Genomic DNA, 16,848 nt, shown 5'->3' with positions numbered 1-16,848 from the left:
GTATTGACAATTCGTCATATCGTAAAAAAATTTAATTAGACTGTAGGATTTCTTATACACTGCTACTTGAGGATTAATGCTTCGCATGGTAGGTGACCGAGTATCAAAAAGCCTTAAGAACTATGTATTATTCAAAAAATTTGAAAGATATTTCGGCTTATATATAGTCACACATGAAGCTTATTTATTGAAGGTATAAGTCTTAAACTCATTAAATGTTTATCACATAGGCTAATAATAGAAACAGTAAATTTTTATGATTTATAAAAATGATGATTTCTTATTTATCATTTAAGGTAGCGTTTGTTTTTTTGGAGTAAAGCTAGTAAAATGATAGATAAAAGAGGGGGGAGATTAATGTTTAAAAATATTCATCATGTTGCGATTATTGCTTCTAATTATGAGGTATCGAAATCTTTTTATGTGAATGTCTTAGGTTTTGAAGTGATTCGAGAAAATTATCGTATCGACCGTAATTCGTATAAATTAGATTTAAAAATTGGAGACAGTGAAATTGAGCTATTCTCATTTCCAAATAGTCCAAAGCGTCCATCTTATCCAGAAGCATGTGGATTAAGACACCTTTGTTTTAAAGTAGATGATATAGAAGCAGCTGTTAACATGTTAAAAGATAAAGGAATTGAGACTGAAGAGATTCGTCTAGATGAATATACTAATACAAGATTCGTCTTTTTTAGAGACCCAGATGGTCTACCACTAGAGTTACATGAGTAGAAATAAATTTAAAACATAATAATGTTTAAAATTAAAGTGCATATTATTGGGAATAAAAAGGATAGTATGTTAAACTTTAAAGGTAAAAAAACTATATAAAATACTTCGCAATTTTCTAAAGGAGAGATCAGTTAATGGAGAGTTTGAAGCTAGTTGAAAATGTTTACTGGTTAGGGATTCAAGATCACGATCTTGAAGTGTTTGACGTTGTTATGGAAACAAAATATGGAACATCATATAATTCTTATTTTGTAAAAGGAGAAGACAAGGTTGCGTTATTTGATACAGTGAAAGCGCCTTATTTTGAAGACTATCTTCAAAAAATTCAAAAACATGTTTCAATTGATAAAATCGACTATATCATCGTTCATCATACAGAGCCTGATCATGCAGGATCAATTGAAAAATTAATCAAATTAAATCCAAATATTACGGTTATTGCTTCAGCCGTAGCTATTCGTTATTTACGTAACATTGTGAATATTGATTTTAAATCACAAGCTGTAAAAATGAATGATGTATTAGATTTAGGTGGGCGTACATTAAAATTCATCTCAGCACCAAACTTACATTGGCCAGATACTATTTATAGTTATTTAGTAGAAGAAGAAATTTTATTTACATGTGACTCATTTGGTAGCCATTATGCATTTGATGATGTATTAATGTCAAAATTACCAGTAGAAAAAAATGACGATTACATGGATGCATTATTAAACTATTATAATCCAATCTTCGCACCATTTAAAACGTATGTGTTAAAAGCAATTGCGACTCTTTCAGGATTAAATGTTAAGATGATTTGCCCTGGACATGGACCGGTATTAGATGCACGCATTGAAGAAATTATCAATATTTATAAAGAATGGTCAACGGAAGATTTCTCAGCAGAAAAATTAGTGGTAATTCCATTTACATCAGCTTATGGATATACAAAGATTATGGCTGAGACAGTTAAAGAAGGAATCGTAATGGTTAACCCGAATGTCACAGTTCGTTTATACGATTTAGATATTAAGAGCTTCCCAGAGGTAAAAGAACAATTATTTGCGGATTTATATGCAGCTGATGCAATTGCTATCGGAGCAACAACTGTGAATAAAGATGCAGTGCCAATCGTTTGGGATGTCTTAACAGGAATGAATCCAGTGACTCATGGTGGAAAATTTGGTGCAGCCTTCGGTTCATATGGATGGAGTGGAGAAGCGGTGGATAATGTTCATGCCCGTTTAACCCAATTAAAATTAAAAATGGTTGAACCGGTTAAGCTATGCTTTAAACCTGATGAAGAAAAATTAGCTGACGTATTAACACTTGGAAAAACAATTGGACGTAGTTTATTAGAAGGACGTTTAGTTTGTGATTTAGATTAGTTATTTAAAAGACAGTCAAATACGACTGTCTTTTTTATAGTGGTTATTTTGAGTGATTCATGTTATAATTTAAGAAAATTTTGGAAGAGAGGGTGCTTGAATGGAATTAGGAAATCAGTTAGATACCAGTCAAGGTTGTGTGATTGAAAAGAAAAAAGGATTAGATGCCTCACAATTAAAAATAATCGCTCTAGTCACGATGTTAATTGATCATATTGGTGCAATTATCATCCCTTTTTTACAAGGATATACTGAAAATATGACCACGTTTATTGCGCTTGAAGGAATGATGGTGATCATGCGTTTAGTTGGACGAATCTCATTTCCAATCTTTGCTTTTTTGGTTGTCAATGGGTTCTATCACACGCGTAATCGGAAAAAATATTTATTAAGATTAAGTATTTTTGCTTTGATTTCCGAGCCATTTTTTGATATTGCTATTTCAGGGAGATGGTTAGAATTCACTCACCAAAATGTCTTTTTCACCTTGGCTTTAGGTTTATTAGCCATTTGGGGATATGATAATATCTCTAAAGATCAAGGATTTAAATTTATAGGGGGATTATTTATTATTCTCATAGGCTTAATAGCTGCAAATTTAAGAACAGACTATGACCTTTATGGAATTCTCACCATTTTTATGATGTATCTCTTTTTTGAAAATAAAACTCGTATGAGTATTATGTTGGTTGTCCTTAATTTATTATTATATGGTCAATCGATTGGCATGTGGTCCTCTGTTTCATCTTTTATTCATGATGGATATGGCTTTGTGACGACCGATGGGTTTGGAATGATTCTACAAGTTTTAGTGTATTTACAGTGTGTTGCTCAATTGTTCTGTCTTGCTGCCTTATGGCCAATTTCGAAATACAATGGAGAGAAAGGATCAATAAAGCTGAATAAATATTTCTTTTATGCTTTTTATCCTCTTCACCTTTTTATTTTAAGTTTAATGATTGTTATTTTGAAGAATATATTATAACTCATTAGCGAAGGCTGGTGAGTTTTTTTTGATATAAGATTTTTATTCATGTAAAATAGTGTATTTTTTACTAAAAATATATTATAATTTACTTAAGTTTTAGTAAAAGGTGGTGTTGGTTATGGCGAGAATGAATATTAAAAAGGCATATAAGAAAAATTTCATGTTAGCAAAAGTGTTATATGAGGATGGCTTTTTTGCCTCTTATCATGTCTCGAAACACTTAAAAAATTTATTACGTATCCGTTCAATTTTATTGTCATTAGGTTCAGAGTGGCAACAATATGGTTATTTAGAAGCTTCATTGTATAAAAAACTTGAGGATTTACAGCATCATACACAAAAAAGTTTAAAACAATCAACCATGAGTATTAAAGAGTGGGAAGCAAAAGTGTATGAATTAGAAGCTCATGTGGAACGATTACCACTTAAGACTGGAAATGAACAGTTATTTTTATATCTTCAAAAGTTAAAAAGTTTAACGGTTGATTTAAATGATAAATTATTAACGTATCATCGCCGTTATGAGCGAGTTGAAGCTGATTTATTATTTATTATGGAACAAGTTGAAAAGGAAGACTTCGTTGCTTAATTTGAAAGAGAAAAAAAGCCTTAAGAACCCTTTAGGAGTTTCTAAGGCTTTTAATATGAGCAGATTAACGTTCATCCGAATCGCTATAAACATAAAATGAATGTTGCAAAGTCATACAGTTTTCATGACTTTATGCTTCGATATATAAGTCCAGATAAGTTTTTTACATTGTAAAAAATTTTAAATCCCTAGCAGTTGAGGATTAGATTGTCTTCGACAATCTGCCAGGTGACCCATTCCCTAGCAATGGTGGATTGTTTCACAAGTGAAGCTGCTAGGTGACCCCTGGACGATAGTCTGCCTTGCATTCCCTACCAATGGAGGAAACATGCTTCGCATGGCAGGTGACTCACGGTATGACTATCATATATTTGAGTTGCTATATTAAATGTAGAAAAGGTTTCTGTTTCTATATAGATTTGTCATCGTGTTTGAATGAGTAGAAATCTTTGGTTTTAGTTAGGTAGGGTTGATCTTTTATTTTTTCCTGCTCATGACGGTAAATGTTTTTTTAAAAATGAATATTTAATGAGTAGATGTTCAAATTTAAAAAATAAGAAAAAGATGGATTGATTTAAGTAACGTCGGTGATAATAAAATTATATGTGATTTGATACATAAAACGATTAAATAGAGTGAAAAAGCAATTTCCACTTTTCATGAATTTTGGTGCATGTTATAATATATTGACTTTAAAAGGAAAGTAAGTGATGAAATGTTAGCAGGAAAATTTCATGAAATGAAAGTGGAGCGTCAGACGCCACTTGGTTATACATTAATGCTAGATGGTGAAGAGTTCTTCTTACATCAAGCAGAAGTAACGCATCCTATCGAAGTTGGAGAAACAATCGAAGTCTTCGTTTATTATGATGCAAAAAAACGTTTAACAGCAACGATGCAAGAGCCAGCAGTGACAACAGAAGAATTCGGTTGGGTTGAAGTAGTAGATGTGCGTAAAGATTTAGGAGTTTTTGTTGATATCGGAATTAACAAAAACATTTTAATCGCACCATCAGACTTACCAATTTTCGAATCATTATGGCCACAAGTCGGAGATTATGTGTATTGTTATTTAAAAGAATCACAATCAAACTACTTATTTGCAATCTTAGCTCGCCCACAAGAGTTTGGCGGAGTTAAAGAGGAGGCGCCACAATCATTACATGGTAAAAAGGTAAAAGCGCGTGTAATTCGTACAGGTAAAATCGGAACAAACGTCATTACAGAAGAAGGATACATGGGATTCATTCATGAAAGTGAACGTCGTGAAGAACCACGTCTTGGAGAAGTAGTTGAGGGACGTGTCGTACGTGTAAAAGATAATGGTGAATTTAATATGTCATTAATTCCACAAAAGGAATTTGCGATTGTGGAAGACTCAGACATTATTTTAGAATATTTAATGGGACGTCGTGGGGCGATGCCGTTTTATGATAAATCAGAACCAGACGATATTCGTCGTGTCTTTAAAATGAGTAAGGCCTCATTTAAGCGTGCATTAGGGCGTTTAATGAAAGAGGGAAAAGTTTATCAAGAAGATGGATGGACTTATTTAAAAGAAGACACAGATTCAAACGAATAAGTCTAATTATTCATCAGGACATCAGAGAAGGAGTGTGGAACAGATGAATATTTTAAAAAATGAACAAGTTTCAATTAAACTGAAGAACTTAGGGATTATGATTATAGGGGTATTTTTATATGTGTTAGCGATGAATATGTTTATTTCGCCTGCTAATCTATATACAGGTGGAGTGACAGGGATTGCGCAGTTAATAATAGCCTTTGCTTCTTCTGCATTTGGGATTCAATTAAGTTTAGGTGGATTAATTTTCTTATTGAATGTGCCACTTTTATATTTAGCGTGGCGTTCAATTGGAAAACGATTTGCTGTCTTAAGTATTTTAACAGTTGTGTTGCAATCCATCATTTTAGAATTAGTTCCCATGGGAAAATTCTCTGATGATATTTTACTAAACGCTGTATTTGGTGGGGTGTTAATCGGTGTTGGTGTAGGAATGATTTTAAAAATTGGTGCATCAACTGGTGGAACAGACATTGTCTTCCAATATCTTTCAATGAAATTTAATGGTTCATTTGGAAAATATTCATTTGCGATTAATGCGATTATCATTTTGATTGCAGGACTTACACAAGGATGGGAAACGGCATTATATACCATCATCTCGATTTATATCACATCTGTTGTTATTGATAAAATTCATACTGTTCATCAAAACTTAACGTTATATATTGTAACGAGTAAAGAAGATGAGATGATTAAATCGCTTCAACAACAGTTATATCGAGGGATTACAATTTTAGAAGGACGCGGTGCTTATAGTAAAAATGATAAAAGTGTTTTAATGATGGTTTTATCAAGCTATGAATTATATGAGGCTCTTGCTGTTATTAAAATGGTAGATGAGCAAGCCTTTACAAATGTAGTGCAAAGTGAAATGGTTCAAGGATACTTTGTTAAAAAAGAAATTAAATAGATTTCTGTTTTTTGACAAAAATTCAAAGCTTCTAATGGTATTCTGTCTTTAATGTGATAGGAGGGAGACAGAATGTCCGTTCAAGTGAAATGTTTTGATGAAGAACATGAGCTAGATTTAGAAAGTGTCGTCAATGAATTTTTAAAAACATTACCTTATCAATCGGTCATAGATATTAAATACTCTATCTCTCACTTCAGTGATACAGAGGGACAGGTTTATAGTTATTCGGCTATGATTATTTATGAAGCATAGACAAAAAGTACCTTTTTTTAGGTGCTTTTTTTCATGGAATAATTACCTCTAAAATCATGGGATAAATTGTATGTGGATGTACACAAAATAGTAACAATTTTTTAGTTTCCTGTCGGGAGAAAACATGTTATAATTTCTCAAGAATTAAATCAAAGATTCCGTTTTAATAGAGAGAAAGCTTCATGAAAAACGGAAGTGGAGGAATTTAGTAATGGGTATTATTAAGGCAGAACATTTGAAAAAAGAATTTAAAAGTTTAGCAATGATTTCGGTTGGGATTTTACTATTCTCCATTGGAATTAACTGGTTTATCAATCCATCGGGGTTATATGTAGGTGGGGTCACAGGGATTTCTCAGTTAATTAGTCGATTCCTTTATAGTGCATGGGGGATTAAGATTAATCTCGGAATGCTTATTTGGTCAATTAACATCCCGTTATTACTAATTTCATATAAGTTTATTGGGAAACGTTTCACCTATCATACGCTATATACGGTAACACTGATGACGTTAGGTTTGAATATTGTTCCAGAAATTTCTTTTTCTGATGATGTGTTATTAAATATCGTTGTTGGTGGAATGATTTATGCTTTAGGTAGTGGAACGATCTTAAAGTATGGCGGTTCAACTGGAGGACTTGATATTTTATCACAAATTTTATCCATGAGAACGCAAGGGTCATTTGGTCAATACTCATTTGCTGTAAACTGTGTGATTATTGCAATTGCAGGATGTGTTGATGGATGGGAAATTGCATTATATACGATTTTATTAATCTTTGTTCAAATGCAAATTATTGACCGTATTCATACTCCACATCAAAGCTATACAGTGTTTATTGTCACAAATAAGCAAGATGAGGTGATTTCAACTTTACAAAGTCGATTAGGTCGTGGGATTACTATTATTAATGCGGAGGGAGCTTACACGCATCAAAATCGTAGTTTATTAATGATGGTTGTTTCAAGCTATGAATTATATATTGCTTTACAATTATTAAATGAGGTCGATCCAAACTCGTTTACGAACGTCTTACAAAGTTCACAAGTTCAAGGGAACTTCGGGCGTAAAATTGTTGATAAAACACAATAATCAAAAAGTTGCTTCTAATTTAGAAGCAACTTTTTTAAAATTTCTCAATCAATGAGGAAAGACTGATGAATTTAGGGGAGAATTGTGTGAAATGACAGATGAAAGTAGGCAGATTATGTTATAATATAAAATGACATCACTATACATACATCAGGTAAACAGGAGAACGGAGTGGTATTATGGCAAATGCCCGCGAATTGGCATTGCAGACGTTAACCGATATTTTAATAGATGGAGCTTATAGTAATCATGCTTTAAGTGAACAAATTGAAAAAAATGAGTTAACAGTTCAAGATAAAAATTTCATGACTGAATTGGTTTATGGAACATTACAACATGAACAGTTATTGAATTTTTATGTGACACCCTTCTTTAACGGAAAAGTCAAAGCATGGGTTCGTATTTTAATTCAAATGACCCTATATCAAATGTTATTTTTAGATAGTGTCCCAGAACACGCAGCAATCTCTGAAGCGGTTAAGATTGCTAAAAAACGTGGAGGGCAATTTAATGGCAAATTAGTGAATGCTATTTTACGTGAACTGACACGTACCCCATTGCCAAGTCTTGATACGATTAAAGATGAGGCGGAGCGTTTGGCGGTTGAAACGTCACATCCACTTTGGTTGATTAAATTGTGGAGTAAGCAATTCGGTTGGGAAAAAACGATTCAGATGGCTCGTGCTAATAATGAGCGTGTCAATGTGACGATTCGTGTCAATGGTGTTCGTGGAACACGTGAAGAATTAAAGCAAAAACTTGAATCGGAAGGCATCACATGTGAGTATGGTAATTTGAGCCAAGATGCACTAGTTATTTTAAAAGGTAATGTGATTAAGACGAAGGATTTTGAGCAAGGATGGTTCTATGTTCAAGATGAATCGTCAATGCTAGTCGCACGTGCGTTAAAACCAAAACATCATTCGAAAGTATTAGATACATGCTCAGCACCTGGTGGAAAAACGACACATGTAGCAGAGTTAATGCGTCAAACAGGAACGGTTTATGCCCATGACGTTTATGAGCATAAAATTAAATTAATCGAAGATAATGTGAAACGTTTAGGGTTAACAAACGTCGTAGCGACATTGCAAGATGCAACAACTTTAAATGAACGTTATGAGTCAGATAGCTTTGATGCCGTTTTAGTTGATGCTCCATGTTCAGGATTAGGTATTTTAAGACGTCATCCAGAAGTTAAAATTACGAAACAACCTTCGGATTTAGATGAAATCATGATGATTCAAAAGAAAATTTTAAATACAGTTGCCCCATTAGTTAAAGTAGGGGGAACACTGGTTTATAGTACATGTACCGTAAATCGTAAAGAAAATGACAAAATGGTTGAGCAATTCCTAGCACAACATCCAGAATATGAACTCGATCCAACATTAGTCAATCGACTTCCAGAGGTTTTACACGAGCAAACGAAAAATGGAATGGTTCAATTATTCCCAGGTGATTATCAAACAGATGGTTTCTTTATTGCTTGCTTAAAGCGCCAAGCTTAATTTCAGAAATGATTGCATGAGAATCTGTGTTTTAGCAGGATAATATATAGAAGAAACAGTCGTTTTTTTACATCGGTAAACGTGATTATTTCTGGCGTTAGCCTTAGTTTAGGATAGTTTAAGACTATAACTTTGAGTTAGGCAATGTAAATGATTGATCTGTTTCTATATAGATAGATGACTGACACAGCAATGACTTTAACGAATTTAGTAGAAATGGTGGTGCTAATATGGAGTTTAAATCCATTTTTAGTTTAAATATTGAAGATTGGCAGAATTGGTTAGTAGCCAATAACCAACCAAAGTTTCGTGCGAAACAAATTTTTGATTGGTTATATAAAAAACGTGTGCCATCAATTGATGAGATGAGTAATTTACCGAAAGATTTAAAACATTTATTAAGTGAAACATTTGATTTCACAACCTTATCAGAACGTAAAAAACAAATCGCAAGTGATGGAACAACAAAGTTTTTATTTGAATTAGCAGATGGAAACTTAATTGAAACGGTGTTAATGCGTCACAACTATGGTTATTCTGTTTGTGTGACGACACAAGTTGGGTGCCGCATTGGATGTAAGTTCTGTGCTTCTACCTTAAGCGGCTTAAAACGTAATTTAGAGGCAGGGGAAATTGTAGCACAAGTTTTACGTGTTCAACAATACTTAGATGAAACAGAAGGTCGTGTTAGTCATATTGTTGTGATGGGAATTGGAGAACCATTTGAAAATTATGATAATTTAACTCGATTCATTAATATTATTAATGATGATAAAGGGTTAAATATTGGAGCACGTCATATTACTGTTTCAACAAGTGGGATTGTTCCGAAAATTTATGATTTTGCCGAGCATCATCCTCAAGTTTCATTTGCGATTTCATTACATGCACCAACCGATGAATTGCGTACGCAATTAATGCCAATTAACCGTGCTTATCCATTAGAAAAGTTAATGGAAGCGGCGAAGTTTTATGTAAATAAAACACATCGTCGTATCACTTTTGAATATGGATTAATTAAAAATGTCAATGATACAGTAGAATGTGCAACAAAATTAGCGGACTTATTAAAAGGAATGAATTGTCACGTCAATTTAATTCCGGTGAATTATGTACCGGAACGTGGGTTTGATCGTACACCAATTGAACATATTGAACAATTTGAGAAGACATTAAAAAAACGTGGGATTAATGCAACTGTTCGACGCGAGTTAGGAAGTGACATCGACGCGGCTTGTGGACAGTTAAGAGCTAAAGAGGGGGCTTTATAGAATGTTTGACCAGATGTGTTATAAGACTGATGTCGGAAAAATCCGACCACATAACGAAGATGCTGTTAAAATTTATAAAAATCAACATTGCTCAATTATTGTAGTAGCCGATGGCATGGGAGGGCATGAAGCGGGAGAAGTCGCAAGTGCCATGGTATTAAAAACAATCGAGCAATACTTTAATGAGGACTTAACATTTGATGACTCAGAAATATTGAGAAAATGGTTAAAGAAGATTTTACATCAAGTAAATCAAGATATCTTGACGTATATTGAAGATCATCATATCTCACATGGAATGGGAACGACAGCTATTGTAACTGTGATGACTAAGTCTTTTATCGCATTTGCACATATTGGGGATAGTCGAGCTTATCTTTTATCCCATCACCAATTAAGACAGATTACAAAGGATCATACCTTCGTTCGTAAACTAGTCGAAGAAGGAAAACTATCTGAACAAGAAGCAAAAAATCATCCACATCGTAATATTATTATGAATGCTCTTGGGGTGAATAAAGAATTGAAATTTGATTATCTTGTGTTAGAGCATTATCAATTAGATGCCATCTTACTTTGTACAGACGGGTTAACATCGATGGTAGATGATCAAGAGATTCTTGCTATTTTAAGCAAACAAACGTCAACAGAAGAAAAAGTAAATTTACTGATTGAAGTGGCGAATCGTAATGGAGGAAAAGATAATATATCAGTGGCTTTATGCGAACGCCTCGAAGGGAGTGACTCTTTATGATTATCGGAACAACGATTAATTCGCGCTATGACATTAAGATGCTAATTGGTGATGGTGGAATGGCTAATGTTTATTTAGCGTATGACCGTACACTAAAACGACATGTAGCGATTAAAATGTTACGATATGAGCTTTCAAAAGATGAACGTTTCATTAAACGATTTAAACGTGAATCAGCACAAGTGATTAATTTGGATCATCCGAACATCGTTCATGTTTATACAGTTGGTGATTATAAGCAACAGCCGTTTATTGTCATGGAATATGTTAAAGGAAAAACATTGAAAGATTATTTACGTGAACATGGAGCGTTAGAACCTCAAACAGTGATTCATATTATGACACAATTAGCTGAGGGGGTTTTATATGCTCATCAAAACAATATCATTCATCGCGATCTTAAATCGCAAAATATTATGATTACTGATGATCAAGTTGTAAAAATTACTGATTTCGGAATTGCTCTTTCAAGTAATGAGGCAGATATGACACAAACGAACACGATTATGGGTTCGGTTCATTATTTAGCACCGGAATTAGCACGTGGAAATTTAGCAACTGAGCGCTCAGATATTTATGCGTTAGGAATTATTTTATATGAATTATTAACGGGAGATGTGCCTTTTAAAGGAGAAGGTGCGGTTAATATTGCCCTTCAACATTTAGAAGCAGAAATGCCTTCAATCAAGCTAGTCAAAGAGGAATTACCGAATAGTTTAGATAACATTATTAGTCGTTGTACCTGCAAGCTACCAAGCGATCGATACCACAGTGTTGATGAATTATTAATTGATTTAAACTCAGCGTTAACAACTGAGCGTGTCGATGAGCCTCTTCTAAGTGAAAGTATAAAAGATGAGGCACTTGAAAAAACGATGGTGATGTCTGACCTGAAGAAGGAGGTATCAGAAGAAATGGCTAAGAAATCAAAGAAAAAGCGTAAAGGACGAAAAGGAAAGAAATTTGACTTTTTAAACTCAGCTTTATTAGTCTCTTTCACTGTTTTCTTAATTTGTGCCATCACGCTTTATTATGTCATTATCTATCGACCTGCAACTCATAAAGTCGCTGAAGTTTATGTTCCAGATGTTTCAACGATGACAGTGACAGAGGCAGAAAAGGAATTAAAAGACATCGGACTTAAATATGCAAAAGTCATTTATATTGAAGATGAGAATTATGAAGATGGTGATGTATTTAAAACATCACCGGCTATCGGAACACGCGTAAAAGTGAAGTCTAGTGTTACGTTATATGTCGCAAAGACTCCAGAAAAATCATCTTCAACGAGACAAGAATAATAGACAATAAAGAAAATGATGAGTGAACCTGATCATTTAGTAGGTGATAATTTGAAAAAGGGAATTATTTTAAAAGCCTTAAGTGGGTTTTATTACGTTGAAGATTTAGAAAGTAAAGAAATGATTCAATGTCGAAGTCGAGGATTATTTCGTAAACAGAAAATTACTCCGTTAGTAGGAGATGAAGTTGAGTTTTTAGTTGAATCTGATGGAAATGGTTATGTGATGGAAATCGGCCCTCGAAAAAATGAATTAGTGCGCCCACCTATTGCTAATGTAGATTTAGCATTAGTTGTTTTTTCAGTGAAAGAACCCGACTTCAGTCCGAAGTTGTTAGATCGTTTTTTAGCTGTTATTGAAATGAATCGCATTGAACCTGTTATTGTGCTAACGAAGATGGATTTATTGAGTGAAGAAGAGAAACAATCAATTGAACCAACGATTAATTATTACCGTGAAATTGGTTATGAAGTCATTGAGACCTCATCTAAACGACAATTTGGATTAGAATCGATTAGTGATTTAATTAAAGATCGTATTGTTGTGATTTGCGGTCAATCAGGAGTAGGAAAATCGTCATTACTTAACTCAATCGATCATACATTAGATATTCAGGTTAATGAAATTTCAAAAGCACTAGGACGCGGAAAACATACAACCCGACATGTTGAATTACATAAGTTAAGCGAAGGCTTAATCGCAGATACACCAGGATTTAGTTCTTTAGATTTAGATCAATTAGAACCTATCGATTTATCACAATGCTTTATCGAATTCTATGAGCGTTCAGAGCAGTGTAAGTTCAGAGGTTGCTTGCATGAAAATGAACCTCGTTGTGCTGTCAAATCGGCTGTGGAGGCAGGAGAAATCATCCCAACCCGATATGAGAACTACTTACAGTTCTTAACAGAAATTAAAACTCGTAAACCGAAGTATTAAGACATGAAGGAGTAGGAAAGATGTTGAAAATTGCACCATCAATTTTAGCTGCTGATTTCTCAAAATTAGCAGAAGAAGTAAAATGTGTTGATTCACTAGGAGCGGATTATATTCATATTGATGTGATGGATGGTCATTTCGTCCCTAATATTACATTAGGTCCAGGGATTGTGAAATGTTTACGTCCTCATACAGAGTTGCCATTTGATGTTCATTTAATGATTGAAAATCCGGATCAATATATTAAAGATTTTAAAGAGGCGGGAGCAGATATTATTACAGTTCATGTAGAGGCATGCCGTCATTTACATCGTACGTTACAATTAATTAAGCAATATGAGATGCAGTGTGGAGTCGTTTTAAATCCGCATACACCACTTGAAATGATTAAACATGTTTTACAAGAGGTAGATTGGATTTTAATTATGTCAGTTAATCCAGGATTCGGAGGTCAAACCTTTATTCCGGATTCATTAAATAAAATTGCGACATTAAATCAGTGGCGTCAAGAACAAAACTTATCTTATGTGATTGAAGTTGATGGTGGAGTTAACGAGGAAACAGCCCGCTTATGTGAAGAAGCTGGGGCAGATGTGGTAGTTGCTGGATCAGCTGTGTTTAATGCAGTAGACCGTCAATTAGCCATTCAAAAAATTAAGGGGTAATTTGAATGAAAATTGCGATTATTAGCGGAGCACCAAATGCGTGGTTAGATTTAGAACATATTAAAGCGAGCTTCGTGATTGGAGTCGATCGAGGAGCTTTAACTTTAGTAGAGCATGGAATTTGTCCGGATATCGCCATTGGAGATTTTGATTCAGTGACGGAATCTGAGTTTGCTAAAATTAAAGATTCTGCGTTGGAACTTGTTCAATTACCAAGTGAAAAAGATGAAACGGATACTGAAGTGGCTTTGAATGTAGCGATGACGAAAGAAGCAACTGATGTTCGGATTTATGGATCATTAGGTGGACGAATCGATCATAGCTTAGCTAATATTCGCTTATTACTTCAGTTTGCTAAAAAAGGCTTACCGATTACATTAGTGGATGAAAGAAATCACTTAATGGTGTTAGCCTCAGGTCAGCATGAAATCAATCATCCAGGCTTGCCCTATATTTCATTTTTTGCCTTAGAGTCAACGGTAACTAATCTAACGTTAAATCGTTTAAAATATCCATTAACGAATTATGAGTTAACACAGGATGATATTCGTTGCATTAGTAATGAGACAACTGAATCTAGCTTTTTTGTCTCGTTTGATAGTGGTTATTTATTAATGATATTTAGTCGTGATTAAGTTGTAGTCATATCTTTTTCCATGAGGACATATAGTGTACAGTAATTAATATCCTTGAATAGGGGAGCGGATAAGATGAGATTTTATACGATTAAATTACCAAAATGGATCAGTGCAATTGTTGTAGGTATTATGAACATCTTTAAAAAACATTAAAAATAGTTGTCGATTTATTCGGCAACTATTTTTTATTATTGTCTTTGTTTTAAGGACGGGGGATATCATATTAAATTAGCTTGAAAATTATTTTGTGCTCATTGAATTAGAATAACGATTGAATGATATAAAACAGTAACAGTTATTTAAAACTAATTATTTTTCAAAAAATATATTGTTTTTTTAAATAATATTAATTTATATATTAATATTATTAATTATGGAGTTGGATTTTTAGATTCGTGGAGTATAATGGTAATGTAGAGACGTAGGAATTGAAAGGAGAGAAGCTTAAAGTGTCATATCTTTATGTTTTAGAGAAAATCGAAGACGGACGTCTGACAGTTCAGCAAGCAATTAAAGAGATTGAAAGAGAATCAAAACGGCGACAAAAGCATCGTTCTAAGAAGATTAAATTATTTATTGTCGATAATGGGAAGAGAATATATTTGCCGGCAGTTTCATTTGGATTGATTAAAAGTTTTTTTAGATTATGTGCTCCTTTTATTAAGTTTGATCAAGAGGCTATTAATGGGAAGTTTAGTAAAGAAGAGATACAGACTATTTTAGTAAACTTAGAAGAAGTGCTGAAGATTATGAAGGAGTATCCACCACTTGAGTTTATTAATGTGAAGTCTAAAAATACGGTTATTAAAATTATGACAAAGTAAGGAGGGTTTAGGTGAAACAGTACGAAGTGTTGGGACATTGTCCTATTTGCTATAAACGACTTTTAGTTACACAATTGACGTGCCAAGGATGTAAAACACAAATTAATGGTCAATACACATTAAATGAATTTTGTTATTTAGATAAGGAACTATTAAATTTTGCCATAGTCTTTATTAAAAATCGTGGGAATATTAAGGAGGTTGAACGTGAACTTGGAATCTCTTATCCAACCGTTAGACGAATGCTTGATCAAACAATTCAAGGATTAGGGTTTACAACAGGACAAGAAACAATCGATAAACAAGATAGTTTATCTCAGCTTGAACGAGGGGATATCACTGTTGAGGAGGCAACTGAGTGCTTAAAACGATAAAGAGGGGGAGTTTATATGGGTGATGAGTTAGGAAAGATTTTAAAAATGATAGAAAGTGGTGTTATTACGTCAGAAGATGGTCAAGCGTTGATCAAGGTGATTGATACAGCACATCGAAAAGTTAATGAGGTGAATCAGGGGATGACGGGACGTTTTTTACACATTAATGTAGACAGCCATGACAAAGAAGAAGAAGTCATTGAAATCAATATTCCTCTTAATCTTGCAAGGTCTGTTTTAAAAATGGGATTTATTCAAAAACAAATTAAGGCGCAGACTAGAACTGGAATTGAACCGGATTTAGATGAGATGATAGATTTGCTTAATCTAGATTCCATTGGTGATTTAATAACTATTGATCGTAATTCAGTAAATGTACGAATCTGGATTGATTAATGATTTTAGCTAGAAAGGATGATTAAAATGAGTGAAGAATTAATACGAGTATTAAAAATGATAGAAAGTGGTGTCATTACATCGGAGGAAGGTCAGAAACTGATTCAAGCTATGCAAAAATCTGAACAAAAAGTGGCCCGAGTAAATTCACACCCGATAGGACGATTCTTAAGATTAGACATATTATCGACGGAAGAGGGAGAAAAAGAAACAGTTCAAATTAATTTTCCATTAAATTTAGCTAAAGCCGTTCTAAAAATGGGAATTGTTCAAAAGCAATTAAATGCTAAAGTCGGTGAAAATGTTAATCTAGATATTGAAGAAATTTTAGCACTGATTGATTCAGAGGTAATGGGAGATCTAATGACGATTGATACGAAAGATGCTAAAATTCGAATTTGGATTGACTAAAGAGAGAAGAGAGAGATGAAGTAATCATCCTTAAAATGAGAAGATAATGAGGAACTTCATCGTTATGCATCAAAAGCTATATACGAATAGGCCCATGAAAAAAATCAAAATGTGGACTAAGAAGAAGTAGAAGTTGTAAAAATGTAAATAATTTGTTTAATTGTTTACTTTCTCAACAAGAGAAAATATTTGCTTGCTATCTCTATCTTTCGCTGGTAATTCCGGTATCTCAT

At 33.6% G+C, this 16,848-nt stretch carries 20 protein-coding genes; all 20 read left to right on the top strand.

Annotated elements, in window-relative coordinates; genetic code table 11:
* Positions 1-357: 357 nt before the first annotated feature.
* The 20 genes from NEH74_RS02415 (at position 358) to NEH74_RS02325 (ending at position 16,615) form a co-directional block, all read left to right on the top strand.
* The gene (locus tag NEH74_RS02415) at positions 358-735 is read left to right on the top strand and encodes a VOC family protein (RefSeq protein WP_055305953.1); all 378 of its coding nucleotides are present in this window, start codon (positions 358-360) and stop codon (positions 733-735) included.
* A gap of 134 nt (positions 736-869) precedes the next feature.
* Positions 870-2,108 carry an FprA family A-type flavoprotein gene (locus NEH74_RS02410; protein ID WP_055305954.1) on the top strand — a complete coding sequence of 413 codons (1,239 nt, stop codon included), beginning with the start codon at positions 870-872 and terminating at the stop codon, positions 2,106-2,108.
* Positions 2,109-2,208: 100 nt separating this feature from the next.
* Positions 2,209-3,093 carry a TraX family protein gene (locus NEH74_RS02405; RefSeq protein ID WP_055305955.1) on the top strand — a complete coding sequence of 295 codons (885 nt, stop codon included), beginning with the start codon at positions 2,209-2,211 and terminating at the stop codon, positions 3,091-3,093.
* A 121-nt stretch (positions 3,094-3,214) separates the two neighbouring features.
* The gene (locus NEH74_RS02400) at positions 3,215-3,685 is read left to right on the top strand and encodes a hypothetical protein (RefSeq protein ID WP_055242109.1); all 471 of its coding nucleotides are present in this window, start codon (positions 3,215-3,217) and stop codon (positions 3,683-3,685) included.
* Positions 3,686-4,400: 715 nt separating this feature from the next.
* Positions 4,401-5,267: a S1 RNA-binding domain-containing protein gene (locus tag NEH74_RS02395; RefSeq protein ID WP_055274816.1), complete on the top strand. Its 867-nt coding sequence runs from the start codon at positions 4,401-4,403 to the stop codon at positions 5,265-5,267.
* A 43-nt stretch (positions 5,268-5,310) separates the two neighbouring features.
* Positions 5,311-6,183, top strand: a complete 873-nt coding sequence (locus tag NEH74_RS02390) for a YitT family protein (RefSeq protein ID WP_055305957.1) — start codon at positions 5,311-5,313, stop codon at positions 6,181-6,183.
* A gap of 72 nt (positions 6,184-6,255) precedes the next feature.
* Positions 6,256-6,438, top strand: a complete 183-nt coding sequence (locus NEH74_RS02385; protein WP_055242115.1) for a sporulation protein Cse60 — start codon at positions 6,256-6,258, stop codon at positions 6,436-6,438.
* 211 nt (positions 6,439-6,649) lie between these two features.
* Positions 6,650-7,531 (top strand): YitT family protein, encoded by an 882-nt coding sequence (locus NEH74_RS02380; protein ID WP_055274818.1) that lies wholly within the window; start codon positions 6,650-6,652, stop codon positions 7,529-7,531.
* Between the two features lie 179 nt (positions 7,532-7,710).
* Positions 7,711-9,042 carry a 16S rRNA (cytosine(967)-C(5))-methyltransferase RsmB gene (gene rsmB / locus NEH74_RS02375; protein ID WP_055305958.1) on the top strand — a complete coding sequence of 444 codons (1,332 nt, stop codon included), beginning with the start codon at positions 7,711-7,713 and terminating at the stop codon, positions 9,040-9,042.
* Positions 9,043-9,272: 230 nt separating this feature from the next.
* Positions 9,273-10,313 (top strand): 23S rRNA (adenine(2503)-C(2))-methyltransferase RlmN, encoded by a 1,041-nt coding sequence (gene rlmN / locus NEH74_RS02370; protein ID WP_055242121.1) that lies wholly within the window; start codon positions 9,273-9,275, stop codon positions 10,311-10,313.
* A 1-nt stretch (position 10,314) separates the two neighbouring features.
* Positions 10,315-11,067: a Stp1/IreP family PP2C-type Ser/Thr phosphatase gene (locus tag NEH74_RS02365; protein ID WP_055274823.1), complete on the top strand. Its 753-nt coding sequence runs from the start codon at positions 10,315-10,317 to the stop codon at positions 11,065-11,067.
* Entirely contained in the window at positions 11,064-12,368 is a 1,305-nt protein-coding gene (pknB, locus tag NEH74_RS02360) for a Stk1 family PASTA domain-containing Ser/Thr kinase (RefSeq protein WP_082704855.1), read from the top strand. The genes NEH74_RS02365 and pknB overlap by 4 nt, the downstream gene beginning before the upstream one ends.
* 51 nt (positions 12,369-12,419) lie before the next feature.
* Positions 12,420-13,307 (top strand): ribosome small subunit-dependent GTPase A, encoded by an 888-nt coding sequence (gene rsgA, locus NEH74_RS02355; RefSeq protein WP_055242125.1) that lies wholly within the window; start codon positions 12,420-12,422, stop codon positions 13,305-13,307.
* A 20-nt stretch (positions 13,308-13,327) separates the two neighbouring features.
* Positions 13,328-13,972 (top strand): ribulose-phosphate 3-epimerase, encoded by a 645-nt coding sequence (gene rpe / locus NEH74_RS02350; protein WP_055242127.1) that lies wholly within the window; start codon positions 13,328-13,330, stop codon positions 13,970-13,972.
* 5 nt (positions 13,973-13,977) lie between these two features.
* On the top strand, positions 13,978-14,607 hold the full coding sequence (locus NEH74_RS02345) for a thiamine diphosphokinase (protein ID WP_055274827.1): 630 nt from the start codon (positions 13,978-13,980) through the stop codon (positions 14,605-14,607).
* 75 nt (positions 14,608-14,682) lie between these two features.
* The gene (spoVM, locus tag NEH74_RS13665; RefSeq protein WP_070099811.1) at positions 14,683-14,763 is read left to right on the top strand and encodes a stage V sporulation protein SpoVM; all 81 of its coding nucleotides are present in this window, start codon (positions 14,683-14,685) and stop codon (positions 14,761-14,763) included.
* A gap of 296 nt (positions 14,764-15,059) precedes the next feature.
* Complete coding sequence (locus NEH74_RS02340; RefSeq protein WP_055304471.1) at positions 15,060-15,434, top strand: hypothetical protein; 375 nt, start codon at positions 15,060-15,062, stop codon at positions 15,432-15,434.
* Between the two features lie 11 nt (positions 15,435-15,445).
* Entirely contained in the window at positions 15,446-15,808 is a 363-nt protein-coding gene (locus NEH74_RS02335) for a DUF2089 domain-containing protein (protein ID WP_055274829.1), read from the top strand.
* A 15-nt stretch (positions 15,809-15,823) separates the two neighbouring features.
* Entirely contained in the window at positions 15,824-16,204 is a 381-nt protein-coding gene (locus NEH74_RS02330; RefSeq protein ID WP_055245026.1) for a hypothetical protein, read from the top strand.
* A 27-nt stretch (positions 16,205-16,231) separates the two neighbouring features.
* Entirely contained in the window at positions 16,232-16,615 is a 384-nt protein-coding gene (locus tag NEH74_RS02325; protein WP_055245028.1) for an SHOCT-like domain-containing protein, read from the top strand.
* The last annotated feature ends 233 nt before the right edge of the window (positions 16,616-16,848 follow it).

This window comes from Turicibacter sp. GALT-G1 (assembly GCF_025594995.1).
Lineage (GTDB): Bacteria > Bacillota_I > Bacilli_A > MOL361 > Turicibacteraceae > Turicibacter > Turicibacter bilis.
The sequence above is the reverse complement of the archived record's forward strand: the minus strand, read 5'-3'. Positions and strand labels throughout refer to the sequence as shown.

What these genes read in the sequence shown, in the direction of transcription:
- NEH74_RS02415 (WP_055305953.1), top strand. Translation starts at nt 358, where the DNA reads ATGTTTAAAAATATTCATCATGTTGCGATTATTGCTTCTAATTATGAG.
- NEH74_RS02410 (WP_055305954.1), top strand. Translation starts at nt 870, where the DNA reads ATGGAGAGTTTGAAGCTAGTTGAAAATGTTTACTGGTTAGGGATTCAA.
- NEH74_RS02405 (WP_055305955.1), top strand. Translation starts at nt 2,209, where the DNA reads ATGGAATTAGGAAATCAGTTAGATACCAGTCAAGGTTGTGTGATTGAA.
- NEH74_RS02400 (WP_055242109.1), top strand. Translation starts at nt 3,215, where the DNA reads ATGGCGAGAATGAATATTAAAAAGGCATATAAGAAAAATTTCATGTTA.
- NEH74_RS02395 (WP_055274816.1), top strand. Translation starts at nt 4,401, where the DNA reads ATGTTAGCAGGAAAATTTCATGAAATGAAAGTGGAGCGTCAGACGCCA.
- NEH74_RS02390 (WP_055305957.1), top strand. Translation starts at nt 5,311, where the DNA reads ATGAATATTTTAAAAAATGAACAAGTTTCAATTAAACTGAAGAACTTA.
- NEH74_RS02385 (WP_055242115.1), top strand. Translation starts at nt 6,256, where the DNA reads ATGTCCGTTCAAGTGAAATGTTTTGATGAAGAACATGAGCTAGATTTA.
- NEH74_RS02380 (WP_055274818.1), top strand. Translation starts at nt 6,650, where the DNA reads ATGGGTATTATTAAGGCAGAACATTTGAAAAAAGAATTTAAAAGTTTA.
- rsmB (WP_055305958.1), top strand. Translation starts at nt 7,711, where the DNA reads ATGGCAAATGCCCGCGAATTGGCATTGCAGACGTTAACCGATATTTTA.
- rlmN (WP_055242121.1), top strand. Translation starts at nt 9,273, where the DNA reads ATGGAGTTTAAATCCATTTTTAGTTTAAATATTGAAGATTGGCAGAAT.
- NEH74_RS02365 (WP_055274823.1), top strand. Translation starts at nt 10,315, where the DNA reads ATGTTTGACCAGATGTGTTATAAGACTGATGTCGGAAAAATCCGACCA.
- pknB (WP_082704855.1), top strand. Translation starts at nt 11,064, where the DNA reads ATGATTATCGGAACAACGATTAATTCGCGCTATGACATTAAGATGCTA.
- rpe (WP_055242127.1), top strand. Translation starts at nt 13,328, where the DNA reads ATGTTGAAAATTGCACCATCAATTTTAGCTGCTGATTTCTCAAAATTA.
- NEH74_RS02345 (WP_055274827.1), top strand. Translation starts at nt 13,978, where the DNA reads ATGAAAATTGCGATTATTAGCGGAGCACCAAATGCGTGGTTAGATTTA.
- spoVM (WP_070099811.1), top strand. Translation starts at nt 14,683, where the DNA reads ATGAGATTTTATACGATTAAATTACCAAAATGGATCAGTGCAATTGTT.
- NEH74_RS02330 (WP_055245026.1), top strand. Translation starts at nt 15,824, where the DNA reads ATGGGTGATGAGTTAGGAAAGATTTTAAAAATGATAGAAAGTGGTGTT.
- NEH74_RS02325 (WP_055245028.1), top strand. Translation starts at nt 16,232, where the DNA reads ATGAGTGAAGAATTAATACGAGTATTAAAAATGATAGAAAGTGGTGTC.